Consider the following 16,398-nt stretch of genomic DNA (forward strand, 5'->3'; position numbering starts at 1 on the left):
GTGACATACCGCTACGAGCGTGGATCTGTACATCTGGACAAAGACATCGACGCTTTCCGTACACACCTCTCCAACGGAGAAGCGTGGCGCCGAAGAACTCGGCCCGGAAACGAGGATTCCGGGCCGAGCATTCAGACCGCCGCATTCAGGAGGGGCGGTTGGTGTCCGGGATCTCGATGCTGATCGGCCGCGCCTCGGACAGGAAGAGCAGCGCCGCCTTACGAAGGAACTCGTCGAAGAGCCAGTAGGCCTCCGGCGCCAGCGGGAAGGGAAGCAGCCCTTCGCGGACGGCGATGAAGGGCCCCCAGGACAGCCTGAGCAACGGGTCCCAGATGGGCTCCCTGCCGATCTTCAGCCATCCGGCGATCTGGTCACCGAGCAGGAAGCGCGTGAACGCGCCGAGAATGGGCTTGCTGAGGATGCCAGCGTCGACGGAGGCACCGAGGTTGAGGAGGATGTCGGCCAGCTTGATGCCTTCGGGCGTCGGAGCGAGCACCGGCTTCAGGACCTGGTCGGCCTGGGCGTTGGCCTCGGCCCACGACGCCGGGAGGTACTCGTCCTTGATGCCCAGCATGTGCCCGCCCAGCTGCCACGAGTGCAGGAACGCCGCGGACTCGGCGGCGGGAATGGGCACCTTCCACGCGTTCAGCTTCTGCATGACGGTCGTGGGCAGGCTGTGCCAGGTGACCATCATGTCCCGCTGACTGATCGGGATCTCTTCGTCGGCGACGTTCGGCCAGTACGGCGACTGCGGCAGCAGGTGTCGCACCGCCGCATGCACCAGACGGGTCTTGACACAGGTCACGATCATTTCGCCGTCAGCCGCGAAGGCGTTCCGGGTGCCGATGTCGTACCCGAGCTTGGCGGTCTTGGAGATGCGGTCCTTCATGTCCGCGCCGCCCTGGGAGTAGTAGACCGCGCGCGCCTCCTTCGGGATGACGGTGCTCATCATGCCGCTCGCCAGCCCGTACAACACGCCGAGGTAGAGCCCGCGCTTCTCGTTGAACCGGAACGCGGTCGCGAGCTTGCCGTGGTCGGCCCATGACGGCAGCTGGCGGGCCTGCTCCATGAAGTCGCGCAGGTCGGCCGGCAGTCCGTCCGGTAACGGCTGGCCGTTCTTGGTCCAGGTCCGTAACAGTTGGTTGACCCTGGGCACGTCGCCTCGGTCGAGCAGCGAGGCGACCAGCGGGTCGGCTTGCTCGTCCCACACCCACCGCGGATCGGTGCCCGTCCCCGCGCCCGCCACCGAGCCTTGGGCCGACCACGTCCAGGGCGGGAGCGCGTGCGCCGGCGTCGCGACGCTCAGCGCACCAAGTGCGCCCAACGCCCCGCCCGCCTTCAGCACGTTGCGCCTGCTGAGTTTGTCCATCCCTTCGTTCCTCCTCGTCGGAGCCGCGACACAACCGCCTGATACGATGAAACAAGGAACGATTCCGCGTATCATCGTTCATGACAGCACACTGTGAGACGCATCACAAGAGCGCGAAGTGGACTGTTGCGGATTGAGTCAGAATCAAAGACAGGAGGTGATCGTGGAATCTGCGCTGTCCGGGCTCATGGCACCGCCAGACTCAGAGTCGTTGCTGGAGCGCGCCTACTCTGATGCCGTCGAACGCGTCGACGACACGGACGAAACACGGGCCCGCATCCTCGACGCGGCCTACGACCAGTTCTGCCGGATGGGCATCCGCCGATCCACGATGGAAGACGTGGCCCGCCACGCGAAGGTCTCGAGGATCACGGTCTACCGCCGGTTCGCGACCAAGGACGTGCTGGTCGAACACGTGGTACGCCGAGAGTTCCGCCGCTACTTCGACCAGTTCCTCATCGACATCGAGCAGGCCGACACCGCCGCCGACCGAGTGATCCTGGGCTTCGTCAGCTCGCTGCGCGCCATCCGGAACAACCCACTGATCGGCGGCCTGATCGCCGCCGAACCCGACCTGCTGGTGCCCTCCATGACCAGCGACGGAGGCCGGACCCTCGCCACCGTGCGACAGTTCGTCGCAGGCCAGCTCCGCAGAGAGCAACACGCCGGCCACGTGTCAGGCGACCTCGACACCGACCTCGTGGCCGAACTGATGGTCCGAGTCTCCGCCTCCTTCCTGGCCATCCCGAGTCTCATCATCGACCTCGACGACGACGACCAACTCGCCGCGGTGGCCCGGCAGTTCCTCGTCCCCATGCTGCGGCCGACCGGCTCCCCCGGCTGATCACTCCGCCACCAGATCGTCCGGCGTCGATCGGGCAAGGTCGGCCAGGGTGGCCAAGGCCCACGACAAGACCTCCGGAGAAGGCGAGGCAAGAGCGAGACGGATCGCGTTCGGAGCACTGTTGCGGCCAACCGCGAAAGCCGCCGCAGGAGTCACCGCGATGTCATGCCGCGCGGCGGCCGCCACGAACGTGTCGGCCCGCCACGGCGACGGAAGCTCCCACCAGCAGTAATAAGAACGCGGGTCGCTGCGGATCGCGAAACCCTCCAGGTGACGAGCGGCTATCTCCTGACGCAGAGCCGCATCCCGCCGCTTGGCCCGGGCCACCGACCGCACGGTGTCATCGGTCAACCACCGAGTCGCCGCCTCCAGCGCGAACCGCATCGGCGTCCACCCACCCGACCGCAACGCCGCCCCCACCCCCGCCACAACGGAGCCAGGCATGACGGCGAAGCCAAGCGACAACCCCGGCGCCAGACGCTTCGAAAGACTGTCGACCAGGACCGTGCGCTCAGCCGCAAAAGCAGCCAAAGGCGGCAAATCCTCACGAAGAAAAGACCAGACGGCATCCTCGATCGCAAACACATCCAAACGCGCCAGAACACCCGCCAACTCAGCCCTGCGCTCCACCGGCATACTGACCGAAAGCGGATTGTGCATCGTCGGCTGCACATAGACCGCCCTCAGCGACGCCCTACGCGCGGCGACCTCGACAGCCGCAGGATCCAGACCAGCCGCATCGACCCGCAGCGGAACCAGCGTGACCCCGATCCGGCCCGCGATCCCCTTCAGCACCGGATAAGTGAGCGCCTCCACCCCGAGCCGCGCACCCGGAGGCACCAACGCGGCGATCGCCGCCGCGACCGCCTGACGACCATTGCCCGCGAACAACAACCGCTCCGGATCCGGACGCCACTCCCCACGCGCGAGCAGATCGGCGACGATGCCCCGCGCCAGCGGAGTGCCCGCCGCCCCCACCGGCCGCATCACGGACTCCAGCACATCCGCACGCAGCAACGGACCGATGCCATCGGCGAGCAGCGTCGACTGCCCAGGCACCACCGGATAGTTGAGCTCAAGATCGACCCTGCTGCCCACAGGCTCGACCAGCGCCAACCCCGGCCGCGGAGCGGCGGCCCGCACGAAAGTGCCGCGCCCGACCTCCCCCACGACCAGGCCACGGCGAGCCAGCTCACCGTAGACGCGGGCGGCGGTGGAGCTGGCGATGCCATGCCGCCGCGCGAAGACCCGCTGTGGAGGCAACCGGTCCCCCGGCCGCAGCCTCCCCGCCCCGATCTCCGCGGCGACAGAATCGGCAACCCGACGATAATCCTCCACATCCGCCATCCAAACACGACATTGCTCCGAGTACAATTCCAAATATTGTACTGAGATTGCCCCATCGATAGCTTTTTCACATGATTGAACAGAGCGCGGTGCTCGGCGTCGTGTCCGTGGCGCTCGGAATGGTGCTGTCGCCAGGGCCGAACATGATGTACCTCGTGTCCCGGAGCACAAGTCAGGGACGGCGAGCCGGGATCATTTCGCTGGGCGGGGTCGCGGCGGGCTTCATCGTCTACCTGGTGGGGGCCAACCTCGGCCTGGCGGTGTTGTTCGCCGCGGTCCCCGAACTTCTGACCGCCATCCGGATCGCCGGAGCCCTCTATCTCCTGTGGCTGGCCTGGAAGACGCTCAAGCCCGGCGGGGCATCCGTCTTCGCGACACAGGACGTGCCGCCCGACCCTCCACTACGGCTCTTCCTCATGGGCCTGATGACCAACCTGCTCAACCCGAAGATCGCACTCCTGTACGTCGCGATCATCCCGCAGTTCATCGACCTCGACCGGGGAAACACCCTCCTGCAGGGCATCGCCCTCGGCGGCATCCAGATCGCGGTCGCCCTCCTGGTCAACCTCTCGATCGTGCTGGCCGCCGGCGGCATCGCCGGCTTCCTGTCGGCCCACCCCTCCTGGCTGCGCACCCAACGCCTCACCATGGGCTCACTCCTCGCCGTCCTCGCCCTGACGCTGGCCTTCACCTGAGCACGGCTCGCAGCCTGCGAGGCTCCGGGCGATCTCACTGACCCCGTCGGCCGATCAGCTCAAGACGCCGGCCATCCTTGTCGATGCTTGGTTTTTGGATTGACCGATGGGGATTCTGCCAAAGTCGACGCCCTTTACAAAGTATAATAGTAACAAGCACCGACGAACACAGAAATGCCGCAGGCGAAGTCCGCCTGCGGCACGGGTCTACGTCCTACCTCTGATCCAGCTCACGGCAATTCGGGTGACAGCGCCCAGGCCGGCAAGCCATGCGCCTTGACACGTCGCGCGAGCCCTAGTGGGCGGCCTCGTACTTCTCCACCACCGTGGAGGCGATGCGCCCTCGCTCGCTCACCGGCAGGCCGTGCGTCTTGGCCCACTGCCGGATTTCGGCGGACTTCTCCCGGCTCATGGTACGAGCACTGCCACCGGCTCCGCGCCGCCCTCGGCCGGTCCGCTCAGTCCGGACCGCGCGAGCCTTGGTGATGAAGGGCGACAGAGCCTTACGCAGGGCTTCTTCGTTCTTCTCCCCCAGGTCGATCTCGTAGGCGACGCCGTCGAGACCGAACTTGACGATGTTCTCGGACTCCATCGGGGTCCCGTCGAGGTCGTCAATGAAAATCTCTTGAATCTGCTTGGCCATGCTGGGCACTCCATGCTCGATAGGAATGTTGGCTACTGTAGCGGTCTTCAGTAGAGCAAGAGCAGCCTAGAGCCTTTGTGCCCAAGCAACGAAGTCACCGAACTGTCGTCGCGTGAAGTCATTCATCACACTCCCCTGACCGGGAACCCGCGGCCCGCCGCCAACCGTGTCGATCCGCGAACACGCGAAGCCCTTCCCCGAACTCCCCCCTTCACGCGCCCACACGAGCACCTTGGTTATGACTCCACCCCTCTCACCTGGCGTTGACCAGCGGTGGTAAACCACAAGCTCGCCCGGAGCCGGGTGCGCCCCGACCTCCGGGTCCGTCCTGACCGTTTCAGTTCGCCGCCGCGGTCAGGACGGATGGGCCACGGCCGCGAGAGCTCTGGATGTCCGCACTTCCTGGTCCGTCAGCGGTCCTCGTCGCCGGGTCGCCGCGGACGGCGATATCCCGTCCGCGGCTCATCCTGATGAGGTTCCCGCTGTCAAAGTCGAATTCAAACGATTTGCCGCAGCGGCGGCGAGGTGCGGCGGCAAGCCCCGCAACCCGATGAGCGCATCTGGTAACTCAGCGGAAATCGGCAGAGTCACAGGGGGCGGCGGGCGAGGGGCAGTCTGGTCCGGGTGATCAGCGCCGCCAGCGTCGCCAGAACGGGCAGCCCGACCACCACGGCGATCACGAAGAGCCACGGTATGGCGATCGTGATGGGACCTCCGGCGCCGCGCGTCGTCATCGGCCGGCTCAGCGCCACCCCCGTCACCGTGCCCGCGACCAGCCCCATCAGCGCGCCGAGCCCCGAGATGTAGAGAGCCTGACCGGCCACGACCATGCGCAGCGTCCAGGGCGGGGCGCCGATGGCCATCATGGTCGCCCGCTCAGGCAGCATGTCGGCGGCCGCCAGGCGAGTGGCGGCCAGTGTCCCGCCGACGACGAGGACGAGAGCGCCGCCGAGCCAGCCCCACAGGCCCGGCTCGGGCAGGGTGCTGTAGCCGTCCTCGAAGGCGACCGTGACCTTGGGAGTCACCTTGGTGAGATCGCGCCCCAACCGCGAGTCGGCCGGCGGCCGGTGCATGGCGTAGAGCTGGCGCTCAGCCGTGGAGAAACCGGCCTGCTTGACCAGGGCGCGCGGCAGCAGGGCACCCCCCTGGTACTCGTCGGCGGGTGTGGCCGCCACCGCGGGCACGTCGAGCGTGCGCGGAGGGCCGGACGTGGAGCTCGCCCGCAGCGTCAGCTTTCCGTCCCGCACCGCGGCCGCGTCGAACACCACGGCCTTGCCACTCGCCAGCGCCGCCGCCGCCCGCGGGTCGTGGCGCCCCTGCAGGAGCCTGAGCAGATCCTGGTCACCGATGGCCACCGTGCGGCGCGTCCGGATCCCGTTCCATCGCACCGTGTACCGCAGCGCGTACCGGCGGCCCTGGGCGTCCTTCGCGTGATAACCGGCGGCCAGCGGCACGCCCGGCAGCAGGCGGGCCGCTTCGGCGCGCAGCCTGCCCCAGGACGCGTCGCCGACATTGCCGCCCCAGATCGCCAGCATGCCGGCCGGGCGCGCCGAGGTGTAGGCGTTGCGCCCGTGCACGTATTCGCTGTGGGTGCCGATGCCCACCGCGACGACCGTGGCCGTGACCGCCATGACGGCCGCCACGGCGCTCGCCGTCCGGGTTCGGTGACGGACCGCGTCGCGTACGGACACCCGCAGCGGGAGCCGCAACCACCCGGCCGGCCGTCCGGTGAGACGGACCAGCCACGGCGTCAGCACCACCAGCCCGAGCAGGACCAGCACCGCGGAGGCGAGCACCCACACCGAGTCCGGCCGGCGCCACGCCACCACGGTCGCCACCAGCCCGACCAGCACCAGCGCGGCCCCCACCAGGGGCCAGCCCCGCCGACCGGCTACCGCGGGCGCGCGGCCGGCCAGCACGGTCGCGGTGTCCTGCCGAGCCGCCTGTACGGCGGGCACCAACGCCGCCACGAGCCCGGCGAGCAGGCCCAGCGCCGCGACCGCCAGAACAGGTGTCCACGGCACTCCCGGCGAACCGACCTGCCCTCCCCAGCGCGCCACGACAGGCGCGCCCAGCACCCCGGCCCCGATGCCCAGCACCGTCGCCATGACGGTGGCCATGCCGCCGAGGACCAGTCCGTCGGTCAGCACGATCGTCCGCAGGTGCCCCGCCGAGCCGCCCTGCGCCGCGATCTCGGCCAGTTCCCGGCGCCTTCTCCGGAGCCCGACCGCGAAGGCGGGCCCGGCCAGCAGCACGATCTCCAGCACCACCATGATCACCATGATGCCGATGCCGACCTTCTGCCGGATGTCGAAGGGACGAACCTCGAAACGCGACGAGTCCATGATCGTGGCGCGGGAGGTGACGTGCAGACCGGCCTTGTTCAGCCTGGGCACGTCGGTCCAGGACACGGGTTTCGCGGTGTCGGCGAGCCAGCCGGTGCCGTACCCGTGCGGAGACCAGAATTCGTCCGACGGCGTCAACGGGAGGTCCAGGCCCACGACCTGCCGAAGCGACGGCCGGTGCGGGTGCTCGACCACGCCCACGACCGTCATCGGCGCCGCGCCGGAGGGCCGCAGGAGGTCGCCGGGCCGCAGGCCGAACGCGGGTGTCACCGCGACCTCACCGGCGGCGGGAAGCCTGCCCTCGCTCAGCGTCAGCATTCCCCTGGTAAGGGGGTCGCGCAGGTCGGTCTCCAGCGCGTCGGCCCGCTCGGTGCCCAGCCGGAGCTCGCCGGTGTTGAAGGGGATCAGCCGGGCGCCCGGTCCGAGCAGCGCCACCACCTCGGCGGCGCCGAGCCTGGGCTCGGCCGCCCCGTCGACGTTCGTGCCCCAGCTGCTCCCGCCGCCCGGCTGCTGCTGGAGCTCCGTACCCTCGGGTGCCTGCACGAGGCGGGCGTCGGCCGCGCCGAGCTCGGCCACCAGTCCTTCCCGCGGAGTGACGGTCATGGTCTCGGTGAGCGTCAGAACCGCAGTGATCACCAAGACGGGAAGACCGATCATCACCATGATGAGCGCGCTTCGTCCCCGGGAACGCCACGCGCTCCGGCGGGCGATGCGCAGCGCGGCGATCAGGGCGGCCATCAGGTGCTCACCAGCGACGCGTCCGTGGAGTCCGTGATCATCCCGTCGCGGAGGAACACCACGCGATCGGCCCAGCCGGCGTAGCGCGACTCGTGGGTGACGAGCAGCACCGCCGCGCCCGCGTCACAGCGAGCACGTAACAGGCGCAGGATCTCGTCGCCGGTGCGGGTGTCGAGCGCGCCGGTCGGTTCGTCGGCCAGCAGCAGGCGCCGCTCGCCGACCAGAGCGCGGGCGATCGCGACCCGCTGGCGCTGGCCGCCGGACAACTCCTCGGGGAAGCGGTCGGCCAGGTCCGCCACGTCGATCTCCGTCAGCACGGCCATGGCCTCCTCGCGGGCGACACGTGACCGCACGCCGTCGAGCTCACGCGGCAGCATCACGTTCTCCGCCGCCGTCAGCGACGTGATCAGGTTGAGGTCCTGGAAGACGTAGCCGACGCTGCGGCGGCGCAGCGCCGCCAGGTCGCGCACACCGGCCAGGTCCCGCTCGTCGACGTGCACGCTCCCCGACGTGGGCCGGTCGAGCCCGCCCGCGAGGTTGAGCAGGGTCGACTTGCCGGACCCGGACGGGCCCATGACCGCGACCAGCTCTCCCCCGTCGACCTCAAGACTCACGCCCTTCAGAGCGTGTACGGCTGTCGCCCCCTCGCCATGGACTCTGGTCACCCCGGCCAGTCGTACGACCGTCATCTTTCCTCCTTCAGAACGGCCTCACAGTGGTCCAGCCACCGTTGCTCGGCCTCGGCCTGGAAGATCATCGAGTCGAGCACGAGCCGCTGACCAACGCCTTCCGTGACGGCGCGTTTGGCCCTGGTCAGCTGCTGGAGGGCGCGCATGGTCGCGGTGCGCTGCCCGCGGATGACCTCGGCGACGTCCACCTCGTTGGCGGCGACGGCCATGGCCAGCTTGATGACCAGCTCGTCCCGCGGCCGGTCGGACTGGACGACGGGGGTGTTGAACCATCGCGTCATCTCCGCCCGGCCGGCCGCGGTGATCGTGTAGACCACCCGGCCCTGATCGTCCGACTCCCCCGGCTCGACCAGTCCGTCGCGCTCCATGCGGGACAGCGTCGTGTAGACCTGGCCGATGTTGAGCGGCCAGGTCGCCCCGGTCGACGCCTCGAACTCCACCCGCAGTTGGTAGCCATATCTGGGTCCCCTGCTGAGCAGGGCGAGCAGCCCGTGCCTGATCGACATGGATACTAAGTATGCATACGCAGTATGCATACTTCAAGCTGATCGGCCGTCAGGCCACCGCGCCGCTCGGTCACCATGAGGTTCCCCAGTCACTTGAAAGTGCGTTCTTGCACGTCAGCGCTCACTCTCTTAGAGTTCCCGAGTAACCACAAGAGAGCGAACGCCCTCGGGCGCTCATGAACAAGGAGGCGGACGGATGGCCATCACCCTGGTGAACCCGAGCGGATTGCCGGAGATCGACGTCTACCGGCAGGTGTCGATCGCGACCGGGTCGAAGCTGGTCTTCGTCGCCGGGCAGGTCGCCTGGGATTCCGACGGGGTCACGGTCGGCGAAGGCGATCTCACCGCCCAGGTCGAGCAGTGCTACCTCAACATCGCGACCGCCCTGGCCGGGGTCGGCGCGTCCTTCGCCGACGTGGCGAAACTCACCGTCCACGTCGTCGACTGGACCCCGGACAAGATGCCCCTGCTGCTGGAGGGGATCAGCCGGGCGGCCGCGAAGCTGGGCGAAACCCCGCTGGCCCCGGCCACGCTGCTGGGTGTCGCGGCGCTGGACGTACCCGAGCATCTGGTCGAGATCGAAGCCACCGCGATCATCGACTGAACCGCCCACCGGGCGGGGCTCGCGCGGCCGCGGCCGAGCCGGGTCAGTCGAGGCAGAACTCGTTGCCCTCGGGGTCGGTCATCACGATGAAGCCGGCGCTCAGCGGGGGCTCGGGCTCGTCGCGGCGCACCCGGGACGCTCCCAGCGCGACGAGCCGGTCGCACTCGGCCTCCAGCGCCGCCATCCGCTCCTCTCCCTGCAGTCCGGGAGCCGTACGGACATCGAGATGGACGCGGTTCTTGGCGACCTTACCCTCCGGGACCTGCTGGAAGAACAGCCGTGGGCCGCGCCCGTCCGGGTCCTCGATGGCCGACCTGGTGGTGCGCTGCTCCTCCGGCACGCCGATCCGGGCGAGGAAGTCGTCCCACGCGGCCAGCGAATCGGCGCCCTCGGGCAGGTCGACTCCGGGCGGGCCGGGGTGCACGTAGCCCAGCACGTCGCGCCAGAAGGACGACAGCGCCCGCGGGTCATGGGCGTCGAAGGTGACCTGGATGTGGCGGCTCATCGGTTGCTCCGTTCGTAGCGGGTTTCGGTTGCGGGCAGACCTCGGGCATCGGTGCCGGGCGACTCGCCTGCGTCCACGGAGCCACTCTGACACCCCTGGCGGACAGGATCGGTCCGCAATCTCTGGCAGGGTGGCTGCATGGACGGAGCAGGTGGTGACGAGCGAGGCACGACGGAGCGGGTGCTCGTCCTGCTCGGGCTGCTGCAGCAGCGCCAGGTCTGGACCGGCCCCGAGCTCGCCAACCGGCTCGGGGTCACGCCGCGCACGGTGCGACGTGACGTCGAGCGGCTGCGTGCGCTCGGCTACCCGGTGCATGCCAGACAGGGGGTCGGCGGCGGCTACCGGCTCGGCCCGGGGCAGGACGTGCCGCCGCTGCTTCTCGACGACGAGGAGGCGATCGCCACCGCGGTCTCGCTGCTGGCCGGCGCGGGGGGCGCGGTCGCCGGCGCCGGCGACGCCGCGCTCCGGGCGCTGACCAAGCTCGACCAGGTGCTGCCCACCCGGCTGCGGCACGAGGTGCGCGCGCTCACCGGCTCGGTGGAGTCCTTCGGCGGCGGCCATCCGCCGGTCGACCCCGAGATCCTCATGACGCTGGCCAGAGCGTGCCGCGACGAGGTGGAGGCCGGCTTCGACTACCCGTCCGGGAGCGAGGTACGACGGCGGCGGGTCGAGCCCTACCGCCTGGTCGCCTCCGACCGGCGCTGGTACCTCCTCGCCTACGACCTCGATCGCGACGGCTGGCGCAACTTCCGCGTCGACCGGATGACCGAGGTGTCCGCCCGTACCTGGCGTTTCCGGCCGCGCGCGGCGCCCGACGCGGCGACGTACGTGCAGGAGGGGGTGGCCAGCCGGGTCTACCCGCACCAGGCGCGCTTCCTCGTGCACGCGCCGGCCGACACCGTACGAGCGCAGATTCCGGCGTCGGCGGCCGTCGTACGACGGCGAGGGAGCGAGCGGTGCGAGGTGCTCAGCGGCGCCGGCAGCCTCGACTTCGTGCTCATGCACGTGCTCCTGCTGGGGCACGACTTCGAGGCGCTCGACCCTCCTGAGCTCGCGACGCGCTGCCGCGCGCTGGCGGAGAGACTGCTGTCGGCGGCGTGCCCGGGTGCTGCCCGCTGACGTGGGCATGCCGGCAGGCGAGGGCCGCCGCACGCCCGGGCTGCGGCGGGAGGAGGTGGCGGTGTTCGCCGGCGTAGGAGTGTCCTGGTACACCTGGCTCGAGCAGGGACGCGACATCAACGTCTCCGCCGACGTCCTGGACGCCGTCGCCAGGATGCTGCGCCTGGAGCCCGCGGAGCGCGAGCAAGCCGTGCGGCGACTGCTGGAGGACGATGTCGCCGCTGCCGTCGCCTTCCTGGCCTCGGACGACGCGTCGTACATCACGGGTCAGGACCTCGTCATCGACGGCGGCCTCGTGGCAGCGGCGCCCCTCGGGCTGCGCCTACAGCGTCATCGCGGTCGGCTGGGCGTCGGGGCGCATGGCGGCGTCGGTGCCGCCGTCCACGTACAGGACCGCGCCGGTGGTGAAGCGGGCCTCGGGCCGCAGGAACTGCTGCACCCAGAACGCGATGTCCTCGGGCCGGCCGAAGACGCCCAGGGGCATCGGCGTCGGGAACGCGTCCGGGTCGTGGCCGGCGGCGTCGCCGGTGGAGCCGAGCATGAGCGGGGTGAGCACCGCGCCGGGCGCGATGGCGTTGAGCAGCACGCCCTGCCGCGCCCACTCGGGGGTGACGGCGGTGCGGCGGACCCATCGGGCGAGCGCGAACTTCGAGGACGCGTAGGCGGAGATGCTGGGCGCCATCGCGCGCACCTCGGCCGGCATCGCCTCGGCGGCGGCGCGAGCCCGCTCGCGGGCCGCCTGCTCCTCCCCCGCCAGCGCCAGCTCCACCAGACCGTCATCGATCAACGGGACGGTCGACGCGGAGTTGGACCCGATCACCACGGCGCGTCCGGCACCCGAGGCGGCCAGCGCGGGCAGCAGCCGCTCCAGCAGGCGGACCGGGCCGAAGTGGTTGATCGACACGACCGCCGCGGCGTCGGGCAGGTCGGGGCCGACCCCGGCGATGGCGGCCACGCCGTCCAGCCTCCCGCCGCAGCGGGCCAGGATCTCCTCGGCCGCCAGGTCGCGCCCCTCGGCGGTGCCCAGGTCGGCGAGGATGTCGGCGTCGCGCAGGTCCACGCCGATGACGGTGTGCCCGGCCGCGCTGAGGGCCGCGGCGCTGGCCGCGCCCATGCCCGACGCCGAACCGGTGACGGCGAACGTCGCCATGCTTGCTCCTTAGGGGTGAGGGGGCGCGGTCAGACCCGCGGTGACGAAGGCGATGACGGTCGCGGTCTCCGGCAGCGACACGGCGGCGGCCGGGGCGGGAGCCACTGATCGCCCGTAGACCTCCAGCAGGAGCGTGAACGCCAGCCGCCACCGCTCGGCCACCTGGCGCACGGGAAGGCCGGGCAGTGCCCGGCCGAGCATGACCTCGAACGGCGCGGCGCCGAACCACGTCGAGACGTGGGCCGGCCGCCCGTCGCGCAGCGCGGAGCGGGCCAGCAGATGGGACAGCATCCGGCCCTTCTCCGTGCGCGCCAGCTCCTCGAACGGCTCCACGATGGCCGCGACCAGGTCACGCACGTCGAACGGCTCCCCCTCGCCCCGGGAATTGCGGGCGACGGCGTCCATCCGGTCGGCCCACAGCGGCGAGAGCTCCTGTTCCAGCAACGCCGCGATGAGCCCCTCGCGGGAGCCGAAGTGGTAGTGCGCGGCTCCCGGGTTGAGCCCGGCCTCGGCGTTGATCGCGCGCACCGACACCTGGTCGTAGCCCTTGTCCAGGAACAGGCGCTCGGCGGCGGCCAGCAGCCGGGCGCGGGTGGAGGGCGCGTCTTCCGTCATGCTCCAATCATATTCCAATCAGTGATTGACTGGTGTTGCACCCCCGGCCCCCCTGCCCGACACACCCCGGTGCCGGATCAGTGCGGCAGTTCCACCGACAGGTGCGGAGTCAGCGCCCGGAGGAAGTCCGCCGCGTCGAACATGGCGCCGGCCGAGGCCACGCCCACCGCCCGCGTCCGCCCCGTCAGGACGCGCTGGACGGCCTCCACCGCCAGTGGCGCGGTGACCGCGTAGATGTCCTGGCCACGGGCCGTGGCCCGCCGCTCGACGCCGTCCGCGCTCACCACGACGTCGACGACGAAGACCTGACCCGAACGCCCCAGAGCGTCGACCGCCGCCGGCTCCGGTGTGTCCTCCCTGGCGAGGTCACTCGCGGCCGTGACGGTCATGTACGTGCGGACGTCGGGCACGTCCAGGTGGCTGGGGACGGTCACGACATCCGCCATGGTGAACTCCGCGATCACCGCTCGCCGGCCGAGCGGCTCCGGAAAGGGCCAGTCCTGCTCCGACAGCTTGTCGTCGTGATACTCCAGCGCCCCGTTCCTGAACCGCACCCGACGGCCCGAGCGACGCTGGTGCGACACCTGGCCCGCCGCCCGGGTCCCCGCGGTGGGATGCCAGTCGCTCAACCCGTACGCGATGTGCGCCATGTCCGCGGCGGTCGACGTCCCCATGGCGGCGGTCACCAGCAGATCGCCCAGTCCGCCGTAGAAGGCCATCGCCGGCACCACGGGGACGCGCGCCTTTCGGGCCGCTTCCGCGTAGTCGGCGAACATCGAGGCGTTCGCCTCGATCTCCGCGGCGACGTCGACGTACGGGATCGCCGCGCGCAGGGCCGCCTCGACGAGGGGGCCTCCCGTCACCGAGAACGGCCCGGCACAGTTGACGACGGCCGCCGCGCCGGCGAGGGCCCGGTCCAACGCGTCCGGGTCGTCCACCGCGGCCGGCCGGACCGCCACCTGTCCCCACTCCGCGGCCAGCGTCTCCAGCCGGCCCGCGTCACGGCCTGAGACGACAGGGGTGAGACCGCGCCGGAGCAGTTCGGCGACGACGAAGCGCCCCGTATGCCCCGTCGCTCCGTAGACCACCACCACGTCCGATGTACCCATGACTCTCCTCGACTCGATGTTCCAAGGGGGTCCACTCTCGCCGAAGGAGGAGCCCGATCGTGAGGGTCCGAAACGACATCATGCGTACAATTTCGGACATGCACACCGTCGCGCTGGCGACCGCCGGCCACCTGCTGCACTTCGAGCTGGCCGTGGCCTACGAGATCTTCGGCACGCCCCCGCGCGAGGCCACCACGGGCTGGTACGACGTGCTGCTCTGCGGGCCCGGACCGGTGCGGATCGGCCCGTTCACGGTCGAACCCGAACAGGGCCTGGAGCACTTGACCAGCGCCGACACCGTGATCGTGCCCGCGTGCGCGGACATCGACGACCCGCCACCACCCGAGCTGGTCGACGCCGTACGCGCGGCCCACGAGTCGGGCGCCCGGGTCGCCTCCCTCTGCACCGGGGCGTTCACGCTCGGCGCGGCGGGCCTGCTGGACGGCCGGCGAGCCACCACCCACTGGGCGCACGCGGCGGAGCTGAGCGCCCGCCATCCGCGGGCCGTCGTGGACCCGGATGTGCTGTACACCGACAGCGGCAGCGTGCTCACCTCGGCAGGGAAGGCCGCCGCCGTCGATCTCTGCCTGCACCTGATCCACCTCGATCACGGCGCCGCCGTCGCCAACTCGGTCGCCCGTCGCCTCGTCATGCCGCCCCATCGGCCCGGCGGCCAGGCCCAGTTCGTGGCCACGCCGATGCGGGTCGCGGACGACCACCTGCTCGCCGGCCTGCTCGCCTGGATCCGGCAACGGCTGGACCAGCCGCTGACGGTGACGGACCTGGCACGGCGAGCGAACACGAGCCCGCGCAATCTCGCACGTCAGTTCCGGGCGGTGACCGGGCAGGCACCGCTTCAGTGGCTCCAGATCCAGCGCGTGCGCCGCGCCCAGGAGCTGCTGGAGACCACCGGAGAGAGCATCGAGGCGGTCGCCGTCGCCACCGGCATGGGCACCACCACGACACTCCGACGCCAGTTCAAACGGATCGTCGGAGTGCCGCCTGACAGCTACCGGCGCTCGTTCCGCAGCGCGCAGCCGCCCGAGAACTGACCGGCGGCGCGCGGCCTCGGGCCGCTGCTGGGGATGAGCGTTCCGGCGGGAGATCCGTTGCCGGGCAGGATGCGCCGCACGGCCGGCGCGGAGGCGGTCACGCCGCCGCGCTGCGGCCTCTCGTGATTGCGATGACCAAAGCGTGGATCATGCCGCTGTTGCGATGCGACCCGGGTATTCAGACTGGAATATGCGGGGGTATGGTAAGGGTTTGCGGCGATGGTGGAGATCCCCGGTCACGAACGCGGGGCCGGTCAGGTGTGAGGAGCCCCCTTGGTGGTCAGGCGTCTTTTCCGATGGGCGATCGCCCTGCCCGTCGCGCTCGCGCTGGCAGGCCTGTCCGGTTGCGGCTCCGGCGAGCCGGCCGCGTCCACGACCTCGGCTTCGGTGGGCGGGGCGAAGGAGGTGACGGTGTTCGCGGCGGCGTCGCTGACCGGGACGTTCACCGAGCTCGGCAAGGCCTTCGAGGCAGCGCATCCGGGCACGACGGTGCGGTTCAACTTCGGTTCCAGCGCGACGCTGGCGCAGCAGATCGTCCAGGGCGCGCCGGCCGATGTGTTCGCGGCGGCCAGCCCGGCGACGATGAAGACGGTGACGGACGCGGCGCTGGCCGGTTCGCCGGCCACGTTCGTGCGCAACAAGCTGCAGATCGCCGTGCCGGCCGACAATCCGGCCAAGGTGGCGGAGCTGAAGGACCTGACCGACGCCAAGGTGAAGGTGGCGCTCTGCGCCGAGCAGGTGCCGTGCGGGGCGGCGGCGGTCAAGGCGCTGGACGCGGCCGGGTTGAAGGTCACTCCGGTCACCCTGGAGCAGGACGTCAAGGCCACCCTCACCAAGGTGGAGCTGGGTGAGGTGGACGCCGCACTGGTCTACAAGACCGACGTGATCGCCTCAGCGGGCAAGGTGACCGGGATCGACTTCCCGGAGGCGGACCAGGCGATCAACGACTACCCGATCGCCACCCTGGCCAAGGCGCCGGCCGGTGAGGCGGCCCGGCGGTTCGTCGACCTGGTGCTGTCGCAGCAGGGCAAGGACGTGCTGACCCAGGCCGGCTTCGAGGCTCCCTGA

Annotated in this window: 16 protein-coding genes and 1 pseudogene; 7 read left to right on the forward strand and 10 right to left on the reverse strand. The window is 70.4% G+C overall.

Going from position 1 to position 16,398, the window contains the following annotated elements:
* Window positions 1–145: 145 nt before the first annotated feature.
* Entirely contained in the window at window positions 146–1,369 is a 1,224-nt protein-coding gene (locus AC5L3X_RS26165) for an oxygenase MpaB family protein (protein ID WP_494860349.1), read from the reverse strand.
* Window positions 1,370–1,556: 187 nt separating this feature from the next.
* On the opposite strand from AC5L3X_RS26165, the gene AC5L3X_RS26170 reads away from it, so the two are divergent.
* Complete coding sequence (locus AC5L3X_RS26170; RefSeq protein ID WP_494860505.1) at window positions 1,557–2,213, forward strand: TetR/AcrR family transcriptional regulator; 657 nt, start codon at window positions 1,557–1,559, stop codon at window positions 2,211–2,213.
* Here AC5L3X_RS26170 and AC5L3X_RS26175 read toward each other — a convergent pair whose 3' ends face one another.
* Complete coding sequence (locus AC5L3X_RS26175) at window positions 2,214–3,560, reverse strand: aminotransferase-like domain-containing protein (RefSeq protein ID WP_494860351.1); 1,347 nt, start codon at window positions 3,558–3,560, stop codon at window positions 2,214–2,216.
* A 71-nt stretch (window positions 3,561–3,631) separates the two neighbouring features.
* Here AC5L3X_RS26175 and AC5L3X_RS26180 point away from each other — a divergent pair, with 71 nt between their 5' ends.
* Window positions 3,632–4,255: a LysE family translocator gene (locus AC5L3X_RS26180; protein ID WP_494860353.1), complete on the forward strand. Its 624-nt coding sequence runs from the start codon at window positions 3,632–3,634 to the stop codon at window positions 4,253–4,255.
* Between the two features lie 295 nt (window positions 4,256–4,550).
* On the opposite strand, the gene AC5L3X_RS26185 is transcribed toward AC5L3X_RS26180, so the two are convergent.
* The 4 genes from AC5L3X_RS26185 to AC5L3X_RS26200 form a co-directional block, all read right to left on the reverse strand.
* Window positions 4,551–4,898 (reverse strand): histone-like nucleoid-structuring protein Lsr2, encoded by a 348-nt coding sequence (locus AC5L3X_RS26185; protein ID WP_189125574.1) that lies wholly within the window; start codon window positions 4,896–4,898, stop codon window positions 4,551–4,553.
* Between the two features lie 587 nt (window positions 4,899–5,485).
* Window positions 5,486–7,981: an FtsX-like permease family protein gene (locus tag AC5L3X_RS26190; protein WP_494860355.1), complete on the reverse strand. Its 2,496-nt coding sequence runs from the start codon at window positions 7,979–7,981 to the stop codon at window positions 5,486–5,488.
* Entirely contained in the window at window positions 7,981–8,670 is a 690-nt protein-coding gene (locus AC5L3X_RS26195) for an ABC transporter ATP-binding protein (RefSeq protein ID WP_494860357.1), read from the reverse strand. The genes AC5L3X_RS26190 and AC5L3X_RS26195 overlap by 1 nt, the downstream gene beginning before the upstream one ends.
* The gene (locus AC5L3X_RS26200) at window positions 8,667–9,176 is read right to left on the reverse strand and encodes a PadR family transcriptional regulator (RefSeq protein WP_494860359.1); all 510 of its coding nucleotides are present in this window, start codon (window positions 9,174–9,176) and stop codon (window positions 8,667–8,669) included. The genes AC5L3X_RS26195 and AC5L3X_RS26200 overlap by 4 nt, the downstream gene beginning before the upstream one ends.
* Before the next feature lie 196 nt (window positions 9,177–9,372).
* Here AC5L3X_RS26200 and AC5L3X_RS26205 point away from each other — a divergent pair, with 196 nt between their 5' ends.
* The gene (locus tag AC5L3X_RS26205) at window positions 9,373–9,780 is read left to right on the forward strand and encodes a RidA family protein (RefSeq protein ID WP_494860361.1); all 408 of its coding nucleotides are present in this window, start codon (window positions 9,373–9,375) and stop codon (window positions 9,778–9,780) included.
* 43 nt (window positions 9,781–9,823) lie between these two features.
* On the opposite strand, the gene AC5L3X_RS26210 is transcribed toward AC5L3X_RS26205, so the two are convergent.
* Window positions 9,824–10,285 (reverse strand): VOC family protein, encoded by a 462-nt coding sequence (locus tag AC5L3X_RS26210; protein WP_494860363.1) that lies wholly within the window; start codon window positions 10,283–10,285, stop codon window positions 9,824–9,826.
* A gap of 138 nt (window positions 10,286–10,423) precedes the next feature.
* On the opposite strand from AC5L3X_RS26210, the gene AC5L3X_RS26215 reads away from it, so the two are divergent.
* Window positions 10,424–11,404 carry a helix-turn-helix transcriptional regulator gene (locus AC5L3X_RS26215; protein ID WP_494860365.1) on the forward strand — a complete coding sequence of 327 codons (981 nt, stop codon included), beginning with the start codon at window positions 10,424–10,426 and terminating at the stop codon, window positions 11,402–11,404.
* Window positions 11,331–11,687: pseudogene (locus AC5L3X_RS26220) on the forward strand (helix-turn-helix domain-containing protein); the annotation flags it as partial. The gene AC5L3X_RS26215 and the pseudogene AC5L3X_RS26220, both read left to right, overlap by 74 nt.
* 39 nt (window positions 11,688–11,726) lie before the next feature.
* Here the strand turns inward: AC5L3X_RS26220 and AC5L3X_RS26225 are convergent.
* The 3 genes from AC5L3X_RS26225 to AC5L3X_RS26235 all read right to left on the reverse strand — a co-directional run bounded on the left by AC5L3X_RS26225 (window position 11,727) and on the right by AC5L3X_RS26235 (window position 14,278).
* Window positions 11,727–12,554, reverse strand: coding sequence for an SDR family oxidoreductase (locus tag AC5L3X_RS26225; RefSeq protein ID WP_494860367.1), 828 nt, complete (start codon window positions 12,552–12,554; stop codon window positions 11,727–11,729).
* A gap of 9 nt (window positions 12,555–12,563) precedes the next feature.
* The gene (locus AC5L3X_RS26230) at window positions 12,564–13,169 is read right to left on the reverse strand and encodes a TetR/AcrR family transcriptional regulator (protein WP_494860369.1); all 606 of its coding nucleotides are present in this window, start codon (window positions 13,167–13,169) and stop codon (window positions 12,564–12,566) included.
* A gap of 77 nt (window positions 13,170–13,246) precedes the next feature.
* Window positions 13,247–14,278 (reverse strand): saccharopine dehydrogenase NADP-binding domain-containing protein, encoded by a 1,032-nt coding sequence (locus AC5L3X_RS26235; protein ID WP_494860371.1) that lies wholly within the window; start codon window positions 14,276–14,278, stop codon window positions 13,247–13,249.
* Window positions 14,279–14,376: 98 nt separating this feature from the next.
* Here AC5L3X_RS26235 and AC5L3X_RS26240 point away from each other — a divergent pair, with 98 nt between their 5' ends.
* Entirely contained in the window at window positions 14,377–15,330 is a 954-nt protein-coding gene (locus tag AC5L3X_RS26240) for a helix-turn-helix domain-containing protein (protein ID WP_494860372.1), read from the forward strand.
* A gap of 273 nt (window positions 15,331–15,603) precedes the next feature.
* Window positions 15,604–16,398 (forward strand): molybdate ABC transporter substrate-binding protein, encoded by a 795-nt coding sequence (modA, locus tag AC5L3X_RS26245; protein WP_494860374.1) that lies wholly within the window; start codon window positions 15,604–15,606, stop codon window positions 16,396–16,398.

It is taken from the genome of Nonomuraea sp. CX421 (assembly GCF_059358955.1).